The organism is Janthinobacterium salmonicoloratum (assembly GCF_051380845.1).
In the GTDB taxonomy this organism is placed as follows: Bacteria; Pseudomonadota; Gammaproteobacteria; order Burkholderiales; family Burkholderiaceae_D; genus Janthinobacterium; species Janthinobacterium lividum_F.
Genome location: NZ_JBNYXV010000006.1, coordinates 236,078 through 250,780 on the forward strand (window position 1 = coordinate 236,078; position 14,703 = coordinate 250,780).

At 62.0% G+C, this 14,703-nt stretch carries 16 protein-coding genes; 9 read left to right on the plus strand and 7 right to left on the minus strand.

Translation table 11 applies throughout. The features are described 5' to 3' along the window. Positions 1 to 19 precede the first annotated feature (19 nt). Entirely contained in the window at positions 20 to 787 is a 768-nt protein-coding gene (locus ACQ4WY_RS24270; protein ID WP_436506264.1) for a class I SAM-dependent methyltransferase, read from the minus strand. Positions 788 to 891: 104 nt separating this feature from the next. Between ACQ4WY_RS24270 and ACQ4WY_RS24275 the strand changes: the two genes are divergently transcribed. The 3 genes from ACQ4WY_RS24275 to lpxC all read left to right on the plus strand — a co-directional run bounded on the left by ACQ4WY_RS24275 (position 892) and on the right by lpxC (position 3,677). Continuing rightward, the gene (locus ACQ4WY_RS24275; protein WP_436506265.1) at positions 892 to 1,665 is read left to right on the plus strand and encodes a helix-turn-helix transcriptional regulator; all 774 of its coding nucleotides are present in this window, start codon (positions 892 to 894) and stop codon (positions 1,663 to 1,665) included. A gap of 158 nt (positions 1,666 to 1,823) precedes the next feature. Next, positions 1,824 to 2,666, plus strand: coding sequence for a DMT family transporter (locus ACQ4WY_RS24280; RefSeq protein ID WP_436506299.1), 843 nt, complete (start codon positions 1,824 to 1,826; stop codon positions 2,664 to 2,666). A gap of 75 nt (positions 2,667 to 2,741) precedes the next feature. Next, on the plus strand, positions 2,742 to 3,677 hold the full coding sequence (lpxC, locus tag ACQ4WY_RS24285) for a UDP-3-O-acyl-N-acetylglucosamine deacetylase (protein ID WP_436506267.1): 936 nt from the start codon (positions 2,742 to 2,744) through the stop codon (positions 3,675 to 3,677). A gap of 145 nt (positions 3,678 to 3,822) precedes the next feature. Here lpxC and ACQ4WY_RS24290 read toward each other — a convergent pair whose 3' ends face one another. Beyond that, positions 3,823 to 4,332 carry a DciA family protein gene (locus tag ACQ4WY_RS24290; protein WP_436506268.1) on the minus strand — a complete coding sequence of 170 codons (510 nt, stop codon included), beginning with the start codon at positions 4,330 to 4,332 and terminating at the stop codon, positions 3,823 to 3,825. A 279-nt stretch (positions 4,333 to 4,611) separates the two neighbouring features. Here ACQ4WY_RS24290 and secA point away from each other — a divergent pair, with 279 nt between their 5' ends. From secA to ACQ4WY_RS24320, 6 genes are all read left to right on the plus strand, one after another. After that, on the plus strand, positions 4,612 to 7,380 hold the full coding sequence (gene secA / locus ACQ4WY_RS24295; RefSeq protein WP_353658809.1) for a preprotein translocase subunit SecA: 2,769 nt from the start codon (positions 4,612 to 4,614) through the stop codon (positions 7,378 to 7,380). A gap of 141 nt (positions 7,381 to 7,521) precedes the next feature. Continuing rightward, entirely contained in the window at positions 7,522 to 8,760 is a 1,239-nt protein-coding gene (gene argJ / locus ACQ4WY_RS24300) for a bifunctional glutamate N-acetyltransferase/amino-acid acetyltransferase ArgJ (RefSeq protein WP_436506270.1), read from the plus strand. Further along, positions 8,757 to 9,623 (plus strand): ATP-binding protein, encoded by an 867-nt coding sequence (locus ACQ4WY_RS24305; protein WP_353658807.1) that lies wholly within the window; start codon positions 8,757 to 8,759, stop codon positions 9,621 to 9,623. The genes argJ and ACQ4WY_RS24305 overlap by 4 nt, the downstream gene beginning before the upstream one ends. Beyond that, complete coding sequence (locus ACQ4WY_RS24310) at positions 9,620 to 10,042, plus strand: NUDIX domain-containing protein (RefSeq protein ID WP_353658806.1); 423 nt, start codon at positions 9,620 to 9,622, stop codon at positions 10,040 to 10,042. Before ACQ4WY_RS24305 ends, ACQ4WY_RS24310 begins: the two co-directional genes overlap by 4 nt. Before the next feature lie 115 nt (positions 10,043 to 10,157). Beyond that, positions 10,158 to 10,367 (plus strand): FitA-like ribbon-helix-helix domain-containing protein, encoded by a 210-nt coding sequence (locus tag ACQ4WY_RS24315; protein ID WP_436506271.1) that lies wholly within the window; start codon positions 10,158 to 10,160, stop codon positions 10,365 to 10,367. Between the two features lie 6 nt (positions 10,368 to 10,373). Then, positions 10,374 to 10,790 (plus strand): PIN domain-containing protein, encoded by a 417-nt coding sequence (locus ACQ4WY_RS24320; protein WP_436506272.1) that lies wholly within the window; start codon positions 10,374 to 10,376, stop codon positions 10,788 to 10,790. 3 nt (positions 10,791 to 10,793) lie between these two features. On the opposite strand, the gene yacG is transcribed toward ACQ4WY_RS24320, so the two are convergent. The 5 genes from yacG to ACQ4WY_RS24345 all read right to left on the minus strand — a co-directional run bounded on the left by yacG (position 10,794) and on the right by ACQ4WY_RS24345 (position 14,673). Next, positions 10,794 to 10,985: a DNA gyrase inhibitor YacG gene (gene yacG, locus ACQ4WY_RS24325; protein WP_034748814.1), complete on the minus strand. Its 192-nt coding sequence runs from the start codon at positions 10,983 to 10,985 to the stop codon at positions 10,794 to 10,796. 18 nt (positions 10,986 to 11,003) lie between these two features. Continuing rightward, positions 11,004 to 11,759 carry a cell division protein ZapD gene (gene zapD, locus ACQ4WY_RS24330; protein WP_034748811.1) on the minus strand — a complete coding sequence of 252 codons (756 nt, stop codon included), beginning with the start codon at positions 11,757 to 11,759 and terminating at the stop codon, positions 11,004 to 11,006. A gap of 62 nt (positions 11,760 to 11,821) precedes the next feature. Next, the gene (gene coaE, locus ACQ4WY_RS24335) at positions 11,822 to 12,469 is read right to left on the minus strand and encodes a dephospho-CoA kinase (RefSeq protein ID WP_436506273.1); all 648 of its coding nucleotides are present in this window, start codon (positions 12,467 to 12,469) and stop codon (positions 11,822 to 11,824) included. A gap of 31 nt (positions 12,470 to 12,500) precedes the next feature. Further along, positions 12,501 to 13,370, minus strand: coding sequence for a prepilin peptidase (locus ACQ4WY_RS24340; protein WP_436506274.1), 870 nt, complete (start codon positions 13,368 to 13,370; stop codon positions 12,501 to 12,503). A gap of 106 nt (positions 13,371 to 13,476) precedes the next feature. Beyond that, on the minus strand, positions 13,477 to 14,673 hold the full coding sequence (locus ACQ4WY_RS24345) for a type II secretion system F family protein (RefSeq protein ID WP_436506275.1): 1,197 nt from the start codon (positions 14,671 to 14,673) through the stop codon (positions 13,477 to 13,479). Between the last annotated feature and the right edge of the window lie 30 nt (positions 14,674 to 14,703).

Sequence of the window (14,703 nt, forward strand, 5' to 3'; positions counted from 1 at the left end):
CGCCATCGGCGCCGTTTTTTTATTGTACCGAAGGCTTGGTCGCCTCGAACATGGCCGCATCGATGCTGAACGAATAATCGTCCTGCAGCGCAAAATACCTGCGCGCTTCCTCGGGCGCGCCATCGAACAGGTTGCGGATGGCCGCCACTCTTTCGTCCGGCGTGCGCATGCGCGCCACCCACTCGTCGAACTGCATGGTCAGTTTCCACACGCTGCGCAAGCTGTGCGTGAATCCCGCGTTGTCGAACTTGGCGCCCCATTCGCAGGTGCGGTAGTCGCGCACGTGGGAAGCGTCGCGCAGCATTTCCACCGCCTGCAAGGTGCTGTCGTACAGGGCCGTTTTCGGCGCGACGATGTCGACCACCAGCAAGGTGCCGTTCGGGCGCAGCACGCGCCAGGCTTCCGCCAGCGCTGCCGCCACGTCGTTCCAGTGGTGCGCGGAAAAGCGCGTGACGACCATGTCGAAGCTGGCGTCGGCAAACGGCAGGCGGGCCACGTCGCCCTGTTGCGTGCTGATGTTGTGCAAGCCGCGCTGCACCCTGGCGCAGTCCACCACGTCGAGCATGGGCTGTGCCAGGTCGTAGGCGACCACCGATTGCGCCACGGGGGCGACGGCGAAGCTGGCGTGGCCGGCGCCGCAGCCCAGGTCCAGTACCACCGGCTTGCCATGGCGGCGCGCGCATTCCTGCATCAGCACCAGGTCGGCCCCTTGCGCGTGTACTGCGCTGCTCAGGTAGGCATTGGCCGTCTTGCCAAACTGTTCGGTAACGACATCGTGCTGCTGCATGGTTTTCTCCTGTTGATGGGTGAGTTCCTGCAGAATAAGGATAAAATTATCCTGTAACAAGACCATAACTTATACTGGTATATCCACTACCATGCTGGCATCCCATGTCGAATAAACTCGCTGAATTCATCCGCGCCCGGCGCGAAGCCGTCACCCCCGCCATGGCCGGCTTGCCCGGTGGCGGGCGGCGCCGCACGCCGGGCTTGCGGCGCGAAGAGCTGGCGCAGCTGTGCGAGGTCAGCCCCACCTGGCTGACGTGGCTGGAGCAGGGGCGGCCCGTGTCGGCGTCGGCCAAGATGCTGGCCCGCCTGGCGCAGGTGCTGCAGCTGAGCGCGGCCGAGCGCGCCTATCTGTTCGAGGTGGCCGACAAGCATGACCCCAGCCATGGCACAGGCGAGGGTGGCGGGCTTGCTAGCGCCGAGCTGGCCGCCATCGTCGCCGCCATCGACGCGCCCGCGTACATCCTCGACCGGGAATGGAACGCCGTGGCGTGGAACGGAGCGGCGTCCACCTTGTTTGCCGGCTGGCTGCATGGCGATGCGGCCGCGCCGAACCAGCTGCGCTTCATGTTCCTGGACGCAGGCGCGCGTGACCTGGTCATTGGCTGGCCCGAGCGGGCGCAGCGGCTGGTGGCGGAGTTCCGCGCCGATATCGGCCGGCAGGCGGACCAGGCGCCGCTGGCCGGCCTGATTGCGGAACTGGCCGGGGCCAGCCTTGAATTTCGCCAGTGGTGGGGGGCGCAGCAAGTGCAGGGCCGCGATGGGGGCTTGCGCCAGTTCCAGCATCCGCTGCAGGGCCTGCTTGGTTATCACCAGGTGACCTTGCACCTGGCGCGCCAGCATGACTTGAAACTGGTGATGCTGTTGCCGGTGTCATAAGGTAAACGGCGCGCTTGTTATAATCGGGCTGACCGCCTGGCCCTGCCTTTGCAAACCATGCTGTCCTGGCTCCGGCCGTCGCCATGATGACGGTCCCGCTCTTTCGCCAGGAGTCTGTCCTGATATCCCGCAATCCTAACCTGCGCAGCATCTATGTGATGCTGATCGCCGTCGCCATGTTTTCCCTGATGGACACGGCCATGAAGCTGTTGTCCGCCCATTATCCGCCCATGCAGGTGACGGCCTTGCGCGCCCTGTCGTCCTTGCCGCTCGTGTGCCTGTACCTGCTGTACCGTGGCGCTTTCAAGAACGTGCTGAAGGTGCGCTGGCCGCTGCACTTGCTGCGCGGCGCCTTGGGCGTGTTGATGATTACCCTGTTCGCCTACGGCTTGAAGCGCATGTCGCTGGCCGAAACGTATGCGCTGTTCTTCGTCGCCCCCTTGCTGATCACGGTTCTGTCGGTTTTTATCCTGAAGGAAAAAGTCGACTTTGCGCGCTGGTGCGCCATCGCCGTGGGTCTGCTGGGCGTGCTGGTGGCGCTGCGCCCCGACGGCTCGGGATTCTTTTCGCTGGCCGGGCTGGCCGTGCTGGGTTCGGCTGCCTGTTACGCCATTTCCGCCGTCACGGGCCGCATCCTGAGCCGCACGGATGCCAGCGAAAGCATGGTTTTCTGGCTGATGCTGATGATGGCCCTCGGCGGCGTGGCCCTGTCGGCGCACGAGTGGGTGAGTATCCGCCGCGAAGACTGGTGGCTGCTGGCGGGCCTGTCACTGAGTGGCTTCCTGGGGCAACTGGCCATCACGGAGGCATTTCGTTTTGGCAAGGCGTCCAGCGTGGCGCCGTTTGAATACTCGGCCCTGGCCTGGGGCATGGCCCTGGACTGGATGCTGTGGCGCGCCTTGCCCGACGAATACACCTTGATTGGCGCGGCCATTATCATCGGCAGCGGTATTTATCTGGTGCGCCGCGAAGCCGTGCATGCGGAAAGCGAACATCCGTGAGGAGCGGTTGTGGTATTTCTGGCGTGGGCCATGCCGCGCCGCAACGAAAATCCGGCAAATAGATATAATCGACAGATGTTAAAACAACGCACTATCAAACAACAGGTCCGCACCATCGGTGTCGGTTTGCACTCTGGCACCAAGGTGGAGCTGATCTTGCGTCCTGCCGCGATCGACACGGGCATCGTGTTTCGCCGCATCGACCTCGATCCCATCGTCGAGTTCCCCGCCAGCGCCATGGCGGTGGGCGATACGCGCATGGCTTCCGTGCTGATCAAGGACGGCGCCAGGGTGTCCACCGTGGAACACCTGATGTCGGCGGCGGCTGGCCTGGGCGTCGATAATATGTATATCGACGTGAATGCGGAAGAAATTCCCATCATGGACGGATCCGCCTCGTCCTTCGTCTACCTGCTGCAGCAGGCGGGCGTGGAAGAGCAGCAGGCGGCGAAGAAATTCATCAAGGTCATCAAGCCTGTGGAAGTGCGTCACGGCAAGGGCGACGCGGAGAAATGGGCGCGCTTGTCGCCGTACGACGGCTTCAAGCTCGATTTCTTCATCGAATTCAATCACCCGGCCGTCGATGGCACGATGCAGCGCGCCTCGGTCGACTTCGGCGACGTGTCGTATGTGCACGACGTGGCGCGCGCGCGCACCTTCGGTTTCATGCAGGACGTGGAAAGCTTGCGCGGCATGGGCCTGGCCCGTGGCGGTTCGCTGGAAAACGCCATCGTCATGGACGAGTACCGCATCCTCAACGCCGATGGCTTGCGCTATGAAGACGAATTCGTGCGCCACAAGATCCTAGATGCCATCGGCGACCTGTACCTGGTGGGCCACCCCTTGCTGGCGTACTACACGGCGCACAAATCGGGCCATGCGCTGAACAACCAGCTGCTGCTGGCGCTGCTGGAGCAGCCGGAAGCGTATGAGATCGTGTCGTTCGCCACCAACGAGGCGGCGCCGCAATCCTATCTGCGCCAGATGGAGCGCGAGTGGTCGTTGACCTGATCTGAGCGACACTTCATTAAACCTACTGCGCGTCGGTATAGGCCGCCTGCGATGCTCACTGTGCTCTAGCACAGTTGCGCTTCTTGACCAGAACTAGGCCCGCTCGCTACGGTTTTCTAAGGTGTCAAAATGTTGCCGGGCAGTCTTAATCTTTAGGTTCGCGGTGGTGGCGCAGCATATTGCGCAGCGCCGCGATCAGTTGCTCGTTCTGCTTCGACGCCGGCAGGGCCGTGCTCAGCTCTTCCAGGGCCGACATGGCTTTTTCCGGCAAGACCAGCGCCCGCGTATGCACGATGGGCGCGATGCTCTTGATGACTTGCACTTTCAGCTTGATGCCTGAAATTTGCCAGCCCTTTCTTTCCAGCTCCCCTTGTAACTTCGGCAATTGCTGCTTGAGCTTGGCCGCCAGCGCCGCGTTCGGCGTGGCCAGCACCAGTTGGCCGCCCTCGAATTGCAGGATGTCGCAATGCTCGAACATCGCCGGCAGGGCCTTGGCGCAATCTTTTTGCAGGGCGGCCAGGCGCGTGACGGTGGGCATCAGGGAGGCCATCGTGGCGTTGCCGCGCAGAAAATCGGTTGCGTCCGTGACGGCCGGGCCTGAACGGGCAAAGCCGTAGCCGCGGCGCGGTGCCGGAGAATAAGTGGGAGTTCGCATGGCCGAAACATAGCACACTCGCCCGCGCGTGACGAGTGCGGCGGCGGGTGCGGTGCAAGCGGGCCAGCCGTATTGCCTTACAGTATGGGAAATGTCCGCATTTTCTGCCATTTGTTTGTCATTAAGCTATTGTTATATGGCGCATTACCCCAACCATGTCGGGAACGCATGATAAAATCATCGTCTTTTGCCATAGTCGAACTCCGTGCGGTCACGCGATTGTTACCTCGTTGTCACCTACCGAGCTTTTTTTAACGGCGTTTTTTCAAGAATTCAAGCATGTCATTACTGACCCAGATTTTCGGTAGCCGCAACCAGCGGCTGCTCAAGCAATACCAAAAAACGGTACGCGAGATCAATGCGCTCGAGCCGGCAATCGAAAAGCTGTCGGATGCCGAGCTGCAAGCGAAGACGCCTGCCTTCAAGGAACGCATCGCCGCCGGCGAATCGCTCGATGCCTTGTTGCCGGAAGCCTTTGCCGTCTGCCGCGAGGCCAGCAAGCGCGTCCTGCGCATGCGCCATTTCGATGTGCAGATGATCGGCGGCATGGTCTTGCATTTCGGTAAGATCGCGGAGATGGGCACGGGCGAGGGCAAGACCCTGATGGCAACCTTGCCAGCCTACCTGAATGCCTTGTCCGGCAAGGGCGTGCATATCGTCACCGTCAATGATTACCTGGCGCAGCGCGATGCCGAGACCATGGGCCGCCTGTATGCGTGGCTGGGCCTGTCGACGGGCGTGAACATGTCGCAGATGGAGCACAGCGCCAAACAACAGGCGTACAACTCCGACATCACGTATGGCACGAACAATGAATTCGGTTTCGACTTCTTGCGCGACAACATGGTCTACGAAGCGCGCGAGCGCGTGCAGCGCAGCCTGAACTTCGGCATCGTCGATGAAGTCGACTCGATCCTGATCGATGAAGCGCGTACGCCTTTGATCATTTCGGGCCAGGCCGAGAACCATACCGACCTGTATTACAAGATCAATGAAGTGCCTGCATTGCTGACTTTGCAGATCGGCGAAGAAACGCCGGACGGCAAGGGCAAGGTTGAAGTGCCGGGCGACTACACCAAGGATGAAAAAGCGCACCAGGTGCTGCTGACGGAAGCCGGCCACGAAAAGGCCGAAGGCATCCTGATGGAAATGGGCCTGCTGCCGGAAGGTGCGTCGCTGTACGATTCGGCCAACATCACCCTCGTGCACCACCTGTATGCGGCCCTGCGCGCGCATGCGCTGTACTTCAAGGATCAGCACTATGTGGTGCAGAACAATGAAGTGGTGATCGTCGATGAATTCACGGGCCGTCTGATGACGGGCCGCCGCTGGTCCGATGGCTTGCACCAGGCCGTCGAAGCAAAAGAAGGCGTCAAGATTCAGAACGAGAACCAGACCCTGGCCTCGATCACCTTCCAGAACTACTTCCGCATGTACGCCAAGCTGGCCGGCATGACCGGTACGGCCGATACCGAAGCGTACGAATTCCAGGAAATCTACGGCCTGGAAACGGTCGTGATCCCGCAAAACCGTCCGCTGCAGCGCAAGGACCGCCAGGATCAGGTCTACAAATCGTCGGCGGAAAAATACAACGCGATGTTGAACGACATCCGCGACTGCTACGAGCGCGGCCAGCCCGTGCTGGTGGGTACGACCTCGATCGAAAACTCGGAACTGCTGTCGGGCATCCTGAGCAAGGCCGATTTGCCGCACAACGTGCTGAACGCGAAGCAGCATGCCCGCGAAGCGGAAATCATCGCCCAGGCAGGCCGCCCGAAAGCCATCACCATCGCCACCAACATGGCCGGTCGCGGTACGGACATTGTGTTGGGCGGTAACGTCGAAAACCAGATCAAGTTCATCGAAGCCAATGCTGAACTGAGCGATGCCGACAAGGCCGCCCAGTCGCAGACCTTGCGCGATGAATGGCAATCCCTGCACGACCACGTGGTCAATGCGGGCGGCTTGCACATCATCGGCACCGAACGCCACGAATCGCGCCGCGTCGACAATCAGTTGCGTGGCCGTGCCGGCCGCCAGGGCGATCCGGGTTCGTCGCGCTTCTACCTGTCGCTCGACGACGCGCTGCTGCGCATCTTCGCCGGCGACCGCGTGCGCGCCGTGATGGATCGTTTGAAAATGCCGGAAGGCGAACCGATCGAGGCAGGCATCGTCTCGCGTTCGATCGAATCGGCCCAGCGCAAGGTTGAAGCGCGCAACTTCGACATCCGCAAGCAATTGCTGGAATACGATGACGTCGCCAACGACCAGCGTAAAGTCATCTACCAGCAGCGTAACGAGTTGCTGGAAACGACCGATATCTCGGACATGATCGCTTCCCTGCGTCATGGCGTGTTCACCGACCTGGTACACGAGTACGTGCCGCATGAATCGGTGGAAGAGCAGTGGGATATCAAGGGCCTGGAAAACACCCTGTCCAGCGAATGGCAGCTCGACTTGCCGTTGCATGAAATGCTGGAAGCCGATTCGACCCTGACGGACGACGAGATTCTGGAAAAAGTGCTGGCCGCGGCCGATGCCGTGTACCAGTCGAAGATCGATATCGTCGGCAAGGAATCGTTTGGCGGCTTCGAACGCAATGTCATGCTGCAAAGCGTGGACAGCCACTGGCGCGAACACCTGGCGGCGCTCGATCACCTGCGCCAGGGTATCCATCTGCGCGGTTATGCGCAGAAGAACCCGAAACAGGAATACAAGCGCGAAGCGTTTGAACTGTTTGGCCAGATGCTCGACATGATCAAGAACGACGTCACGAAACACGTGATGACGGTGCGTATTCAGTCGCGCGAAGAAGTCGATGCGGCCGAACAGGCGATGCAGCAGTCGCACGTGGAAAACGTGCACTACCAGCACGCCGAATTCGACCCGAACGCGGCGCCGGAAGAACTGCTGGCGCCTACTGCCGGCGGCAATATGGACAACGTCGACGACATGAGCGTGAGCATGGGTGTCAAAGTGGGCCGTAATGACCCATGCCCTTGCGGCAGCGGCAAGAAGTACAAGGCTTGCCACGGCAAGCTGGCCTAAAGCCGGCTGCATGGCATGAACAAGAACGGAGACTGCGGTCTCCGTTTTTTTATGCCTTTTCAATTTACGGGCGCGCATGGTCACCGGCGCTGCGAAGGCGCTACAATAGCGCTTCCCTTTTCCCTCGCAGAAGAAATCACCATGGCCGTCAATTCTCCCAAGCCCGTCGCCGCCGACTTGAAAGCCGTCGCCGGCATTGAAATCGGTGTTGCCGAAGCCGGCATCAAGAAACCCAACCGCAAGGATTTGCTGGTATTGAAACTGGCGCCGACGGCCACCGTGGCCGGCGTGTTCACCTTGAACCGCTTCTGCGCCGCGCCCGTGCAAATCTCGAAAGCCAACCTGGCCGCCGTGACGGCTGGCGCTGCGCCGATCCGCGCGCTGCTGGTCAACACGGGCAACGCGAATGCGGGCACGGGTGAATCGGGCCTGGCCGACGCGCAGGCCAGCTGCGCCGCGCTGGCCGAGCTGCTGGGCTGCACGCCGCAGCAAATTCTGCCGTTTTCCACCGGCGTGATCCTCGAACCGCTGCCTGTGCAGCGCCTGGTCGCCGGCTTGCCGCAAGCCGTGGCCGCGCTGACGTCGGACAACTGGTTCTCGGCCGCCGAAGCCATCATGACCACCGACACGCAGCCGAAAGCCGGTTCGCGTACCGTCACCATCGGTGGCCATGCGGTCACCCTGACAGGCATCAGCAAGGGTGCCGGCATGATCAAGCCGAACATGGCCACCATGCTCGGTTTCCTCGCGTTTGACGCCACCGTGGCCCAGCCAGTGCTGGACCAGCTGGTGAAACAGGCGGCTGACAAGTCGTTCAACTGCATCACCATCGACGGCGACACCTCCACCAATGACTCGTTCATGCTGGTGGCCACGGGTGCAGGTAGCCTGGTCATCGATTCGATCGATTCGCCGCACTATGCGGAACTGGCCGCTGCCGTCACCGAACTGTCGACTTTCCTGGCGCAGGCCATCGTGCGCGACGGCGAAGGCGCGACCAAGTTCATGACCGTGACCGTGGAAGACGGCCGCAACGTGGACGAATGCCGCAAGATCGCCTATTCCATCGCCCATTCGCCGCTGGTGAAAACGGCGTTCTTCGCGTCCGACCCGAACCTGGGCCGCATCCTGGCCGCCATCGGCTATGCCGGCGTGGACGACCTGGACGTGGGCCAGTTGAACCTGTACCTGGACGACGTGTGGGTGGCCAAGAATGGCGGCCGCAACCCGGACTACCAGGAGCAGGATGGCCAGCGCGTGATGCAGCAAAGCGAAATCACCATCCGCGTGAAACTGGCGCGCGGCGATGCCACAGCCACCCTGTGGACGTGCGACCTGTCGCATGACTACGTGTCGATCAACGCCGACTATCGCTCATGACCAGTCTCGATCAATTCCTGATCCGCGCCGAGCGGGTACTGGCGCGCGTCGAGTCGATCTTGCCGCCGGCTTTGCCGGCGACCGACTGGAACAGCTTTGCCTTCCGCTGGCGCCGGCGCCAGGGCGCGGCCAGCCATCTGCAGGCGGTGGCGCATGTGTCGAACATCGCGTTGGACGACTTGCACAATATCGGCACGCAAAAAGCCCAGATCGAACAGAACACGCGCCAGTTCGTCGCCAGCCGTCCTGCCAACAACGTGCTGCTGACGGGCGCGCGCGGCACGGGCAAGTCGTCGCTGATCAAGGCCTGCCTGAACCAGTTTTCCGACCAGGGCCTGCGCCTGATCGAAGTCGACAAGGCCGACCTGGCCGACTTGCCCGACATCGTCGACCTGGTGGCGGCGCGCCCCGAGCGCTTCATCATTTTTTGCGACGACCTGTCGTTCGAAGAAGGCGAGAGTGGCTACAAGGCGCTGAAAGTGGCGCTCGACGGCAGCATCGCCGCGCAATCGGACAATGTGCTGATCTATGCCACCTCGAACCGCCGTCACCTGATGCCGGAACGGATGTCGGACAATACCAGCTACAAGACGGACGATGATGGCGATTTGCATCCGGGCGAGACGGTGGAAGAGAAAATCTCGCTGTCCGAGCGCTTTGGCCTGTGGCTGTCGTTCTACCCGTTCAAGCAGGATGACTACCTGGACATTGCCGCGCACTGGCTCGCCTCGTTCGGTTGCACGCCGGAACAGATTGCCGCGGCGCGCGGTGACGCACTGCGCTGGGCCTTGCAGCGTGGTTCCCGTTCGGGCCGGGTGGCGTGGCAGTTTGCACGCGATTACGCGGGAAAGTTGCCGCAATGAGCGAGGTGACAGTCACACCCGTGGACGTCGCCGTCGGTATCCTGATGAAGCCGAACGGCGACGTGCTGCTAGGCCAGCGCCCGGCCGGCAAACCGTATGACGGCTATTGGGAATTTCCTGGCGGCAAAGTCGAACCGGGCGAAGCCATTTTTGACGCCTTGAAACGCGAGTTTGTCGAGGAACTGGGCTTGTATATCGACAGTGCCGAGGCCTGGTGCGGCGTCGAATATGTGTATCCGCACGCCCATGTGCGCCTGCATTTCTATATCAGCCGCGAATGGCGGGGCGAGCCGCAAAGCCTGGAAGGCCAGGCGTTCGCCTGGCAAGGCACGGTTGGCGTGGAACCCTTGCTGCCGGCCACCATTCCCCTGCTGGAGTGGCTCGACGAAGTGCGCCGGGAATCCCTGGCGCCTGCCTGATCTGGTGCCAGCAGGCAGCAGCATGCTGCGTGCTGGCGCAAGCTTTCCTGTTACTTTCCTTGTATCGGCGGCGCTTTGCGCTACAGTGCTTTCATCACGCACTGGGGAGTCTCGCATGCCGCTGACACTGACCTTTACCGATACCGATGAATTGCTGATTGCCGCCTTGCACAAGCGTGCCCGCGCGCATGGACGCAGCATCGAAGATGAGCACCGCGATATCTTGCGCAGCGCCTTGCGGCCGCTGCCGAAGCGCCCGCTCGACGATATTTTGCGCGGCATGCCCGACGTGGGGCCTGATACGGATTTCGAGCGCCGCTCCTGAAGCGCCATGCCCGCCTACCTGGTCGATACGGATGTGATCGTTGCAGCGCGCAACGGTAGCGCTGCGCCGGCGGGCGTGGCCGATTTTTTCGAGCGGGTGGCGCCGGATTGGCGCTATGTGCCGGTGCAGGTGATCGCGCAATTGCGCGCAGGCATACAGCGTAGTTGGCGTCGCGAGGCAGCGCTGGAAGCACTGGCGCTGGAAGGCTGGCTGGATGCCGTGCAGGCAGAATATGCGCCGCGGCTGCTGGAATTCGATCTCGATTGCGCGCTCGTGTGCGCGCGCTTGCACGCCCGTGGCGCTGCGCACGGCGTCGATGGGCAGATCGCGGCGATGGGTATCGCCTATGGCTTGACGGTGGTCAGCGGCAGGCTCGACAGTTTCGCGGCGCAGGGGCTGCGCCTGGAAAATCCGTTTTCCTGAGGATTATTGCGGCTTGTTGTCTTCGTCTGCCAGCGGATCTTCGAACGGATCGGCAGCGGGGATCGTGTATTTCTCTTCGGCCCAGGCGCCCAAGTCGATCTGCTTGCAGCGTTCCGAACAGAAGGGGCGGAATTTGTTGGCTTCAGTCCATTCGACTTTGGCGGCACAGGTAGGGCAGTTAACGACGGTCATGATGGGGCAAATAAGTAACAGTTAAAAATTACAGAGCGTGAGCTCGAACGGGACATCTTCTTCCAGCGGCTTGGGTTTCAAGTCGCCGCCCTGGGTGGTGAAGCGTACCCACAGCATATATTTGTTGGCGGAAATTTCCGGGATGGCGCCGCTGTTTTCATCCAGGCTCAGACGCAACATCTGGTACACCTTGCCTTGCAGCATTTGCTGGTAGCTGCCGCCATTGGCGATCAGTTTAACGGGTCCGCCGGAATCGCGCAGCAGGCGCAAGACCAGGGCCAGCGCATCGAACAGGGGCGCCAGCGGGGCGAACCAGGCGTGGATGTCGGTCAGGCGCTGCTCGGAGCTGCGTTTTTGCCAGGCAAAGTAGGAAGGCAAGTCAAATTCGCAGGCGCCACCCGGGATGATGGTGCGGCCGCGGATGCTCATCAGCCATTCATTGTCGCGGATATTCTGCCCCGTCTTGCCTTGCGCCGCCACCAGGGCGCCACTGACACTGTCGAGTTCGCCGAGGATGGCATCGAGCGTTTCCGGTTCCACATTCGGATTGCTGCGGTAACCCAGCAGGCTTTGGCGCTGGCGCTCGAGTTCCTGCAACAGGTCGGACTTCAGGTCGGCGCGGCCGGCCACTTCAAGCATATCGAAAATAGTTGCCAAGGCAACATGATGCTGCATTGCATGCTCTTGCTGGATGAAGAACTTGAATTTGTCATACAGGTCTTCCAGCCGCAACAAGGTACGTATGCGTTCGTTGAAAGGGTATTCGTAGACAATCAAAATAATTCCCTTAAGTAAGGACCTGCAAACAATCCCGTGATTTTGAACCAAGCGTCGACAAATTACAAACGTTGCGGCCCGATTCCTGCCATTCTTTTTGAAAATGCCAGATATAAATCGTGCAACTGGGCAATCTGCGGCGCCAGGGCGGCCAAATCGCCGTTGTTGTCGATCACATCGTCCGCCGCCGCCAGGCGCATGGCCCGCGTGGCCTGCGTGGCCATGATGGCTTTGACTTGTTCTTCCGATAAGCCATTGCGTGCCATCACGCGCGACACTTGCAGGCTTTCCAGACAATCGATGACCAGCACTCTGTTGACCCGCTCCACCCATCCGCCGGACTCGACCAGCAGGGGCACGGCAAAGATCACGTAGCTGCCTTTCGCTTCGGTCGCCGCCGCCAGGGTGGCCTGGCGGATGCGCGGGTGCAGGATGGCTTCCAGTCTCGCCTTGGCGGCGGCATCGGAAAACACGAGCTTGCGCATTTTTGTGCGATCGAGGGCGCCGCGTGCATCGGCGTAGTCTGGGCCAAATTCCGCCACCAGGGCTGGCATGGCCGCGCCATTGGACGCCGTCAGGCTGTGGGCGATCTGGTCGGTGTCGACGATGGAGGCGCCGCGTGCGGCGAACAGGTCGGCCACGGTGCTCTTGCCGCAACCGATGCCGCCGGTGAGGCCAACGCTGAAATAAGGGACGTTTTGTTGTTGCATGTATTTATCCATAGGGGCAGTGTTGCGCCGGTCAGCCGACCAGGCCAAGCGTGAGGCGCGACAGAGGCGTGCCGTACAGCAGGGCGATCAGGCCCGCCGCCGCCAGGTAGGGGCCAAATGGAATCGGTTTTTCGCGCCCACGCTTGGCGAAGACGATCAGGCCGATGCCGACCACGGCGGCGACCAGAGACGACAATAATATGATCGTCGGCAACATGGTCCAGCCCAGCCACGCACCGAGCGCCGCCAGCAATTTGAAGTCACCATAGCCCATTCCCTCTTTGCCTGTCGCCAGCTTGAAGGCCCAGTACACGGCCCACAAAGCCAGGTAGCCGGCGGCCGCGCCGATGACGGCGTCCTGCAGCGGCACGAAGGTGCCGTTGATGTTGATCAGCAAGCCCGCCCACAGCAGGGGGAAGGTGAGGTCGTCCGGCAGCATTTGCGTATCGGCATCGATGAAGGTCATGGCGATCAGCAGCCAGGCAAACACGAGCGTGGCCAGGCCCGTCCAGCCGCTGCCGAAGTGCCAGATCAGGAGGGCCGACAGCGCGCCCGTCAGCAGTTCCACCAGCGGATAGCGCACGGAGATGGGCGCTTGGCAGGCGCTGCACTTGCCGCGCAGTAGCAGGTAGCTGAGAACGGGGATGTTTTCCATGGCGGTGATGCGGTGGCCGCAAGCGGTGCAGTTCGAATGCGGCAGCATCAGGTTGTAGCGGTCCGTGTGCGGCAAGGGCAAGCCGCTTTCTTCCGCCACGTAATTATCGGATTCGCGCTGCATCATTTTTGGCACGCGGTGGATCACCACGTTGAGGAAGCTGCCGACGATGAGGCCGAACAGGGCGGCGACGAGGGCAACGGGCAGGTTGCCGGGCGCGGCGAACAGCAGGGTATCTTGCAGCATGGTGGATTTGTCTGAGGTGAAGATCGTTGCCGCGCAACATTGCCTGGCACTGCCGCAGTGTAAAACATCTGCCAGCACATGGGGATCTTTTGCGCAGGGTGCGTAGTCAAATCACTGCGCCCAGCTTGAAAATCGGTAAATACAAGGCGATCACGAGGGAGCCGACGAGCACGCCCAGCACCACCATCAGCGCCGGTTCCAGCAGCGTGGAAAGGGTGGCCACGGTGGCGTCGATGTCCGCCTCGATGATATCGGCCGCGCGCGACAGCATGGCGTCGAGTGCGCCCGATTCCTCGCCGATCAGGGCCAGTTGCGTCAGCAGCGGGGGAAATACCCCGCTGTGCTCCATGGCCATGGCCAGGCTGCCGCCGGCGCGGATTTCGCGTTCGATGCGCGTTGTCGCTTCCTGGTACAGCGCGTGGCCGGAGGCGGCACCCACCAGGCCGAGCGAGTCGAGCAGCGGCACGCCGGCGGCGAACATGGCTGCCAGGGTACGCGTCCAGCGGGCAATCGCCGCCTTGCGCAAGAGGGGGCCGAACACGGGCAGGCGCAAGGCCCGCAGTTGCGTGTTGCGCCGCCAGGCGGGCCAGCGGCGCCAGGCCAGGTGCGCCAGCAGGCCGGCCAGCAGCAGCGCCGCCAGCACGGCCAGCCAGTAGCGGACGACAAAGGCGGACAAGCCCATGACGACCAGGGTGGGCAGCGGCAAGGGCGCGCCGAAGCTGTCGAAGACCTGGCGGAAGGCGGGCACGACCACGCACATGATGATGGTCGTGACGACGATGGCGACGAGCACGATGGCCAATGGATACATCAGCGCGCCGCGTACCTTGCGCCGCAGCGCGATGGCTTTTTCCTGGTGCGTGGCCAGGCGCGCCAGCAAATCCTGCACGATGCCGGCCTGTTCGCCTGCCGCTAGCAGGTTGCAATACAGCTCGTCAAACAGCAGCGGGAACTGGCGGAATGCCTGCTGCAGGCTGCTGCCCGCTTCGATGTCATGGCGCAAGTCGCGCATCAGCTCGGTGATCGCGGGTTTGGCGTGGCCCTTGCCGGCGATATCGAAGGCGTGCAGCAGCGGCACGCCGGCCGCCATCATGGTCGACAGCTGGCGCGTAAACAGCGCGATATCATTGCGCGTGATGGCCTTGCCGGGTGCGGTGCGCGCAGCTTTCACCCGGGTGGCCAGGATGCCCTGGCGTCTTAGCGCGGCCTTGGCAGCGCTGGCGTCGGCAGCGCGCAAGACGCCCTCGACCGCCTTGCCATGGTGGTCCGTGCCCTTCCACGCAAAGCCCCGTTCGGCCGCCATGTGCACCTCCTGCCGTCACGGTAGCAGCGT

What these genes read in the sequence shown, in the direction of transcription:
- ACQ4WY_RS24270 (WP_436506264.1), bottom strand. Translation starts at nt 787, where the DNA reads ATGCAGCAGCACGATGTCGTTACCGAACAGTTTGGCAAGACGGCCAAT.
- ACQ4WY_RS24275 (WP_436506265.1), top strand. Translation starts at nt 892, where the DNA reads ATGTCGAATAAACTCGCTGAATTCATCCGCGCCCGGCGCGAAGCCGTC.
- ACQ4WY_RS24280 (WP_436506299.1), top strand. Translation starts at nt 1,824, where the DNA reads ATGCTGATCGCCGTCGCCATGTTTTCCCTGATGGACACGGCCATGAAG.
- lpxC (WP_436506267.1), top strand. Translation starts at nt 2,742, where the DNA reads ATGTTAAAACAACGCACTATCAAACAACAGGTCCGCACCATCGGTGTC.
- ACQ4WY_RS24290 (WP_436506268.1), bottom strand. Translation starts at nt 4,332, where the DNA reads ATGCGAACTCCCACTTATTCTCCGGCACCGCGCCGCGGCTACGGCTTT.
- secA (WP_353658809.1), top strand. Translation starts at nt 4,612, where the DNA reads ATGTCATTACTGACCCAGATTTTCGGTAGCCGCAACCAGCGGCTGCTC.
- argJ (WP_436506270.1), top strand. Translation starts at nt 7,522, where the DNA reads ATGGCCGTCAATTCTCCCAAGCCCGTCGCCGCCGACTTGAAAGCCGTC.
- ACQ4WY_RS24305 (WP_353658807.1), top strand. Translation starts at nt 8,757, where the DNA reads ATGACCAGTCTCGATCAATTCCTGATCCGCGCCGAGCGGGTACTGGCG.
- ACQ4WY_RS24310 (WP_353658806.1), top strand. Translation starts at nt 9,620, where the DNA reads ATGAGCGAGGTGACAGTCACACCCGTGGACGTCGCCGTCGGTATCCTG.
- ACQ4WY_RS24315 (WP_436506271.1), top strand. Translation starts at nt 10,158, where the DNA reads ATGCCGCTGACACTGACCTTTACCGATACCGATGAATTGCTGATTGCC.
- ACQ4WY_RS24320 (WP_436506272.1), top strand. Translation starts at nt 10,374, where the DNA reads ATGCCCGCCTACCTGGTCGATACGGATGTGATCGTTGCAGCGCGCAAC.
- coaE (WP_436506273.1), bottom strand. Translation starts at nt 12,469, where the DNA reads ATGCAACAACAAAACGTCCCTTATTTCAGCGTTGGCCTCACCGGCGGC.
- ACQ4WY_RS24340 (WP_436506274.1), bottom strand. Translation starts at nt 13,370, where the DNA reads ATGCTGCAAGATACCCTGCTGTTCGCCGCGCCCGGCAACCTGCCCGTT.
- ACQ4WY_RS24345 (WP_436506275.1), bottom strand. Translation starts at nt 14,673, where the DNA reads ATGGCGGCCGAACGGGGCTTTGCGTGGAAGGGCACGGACCACCATGGC.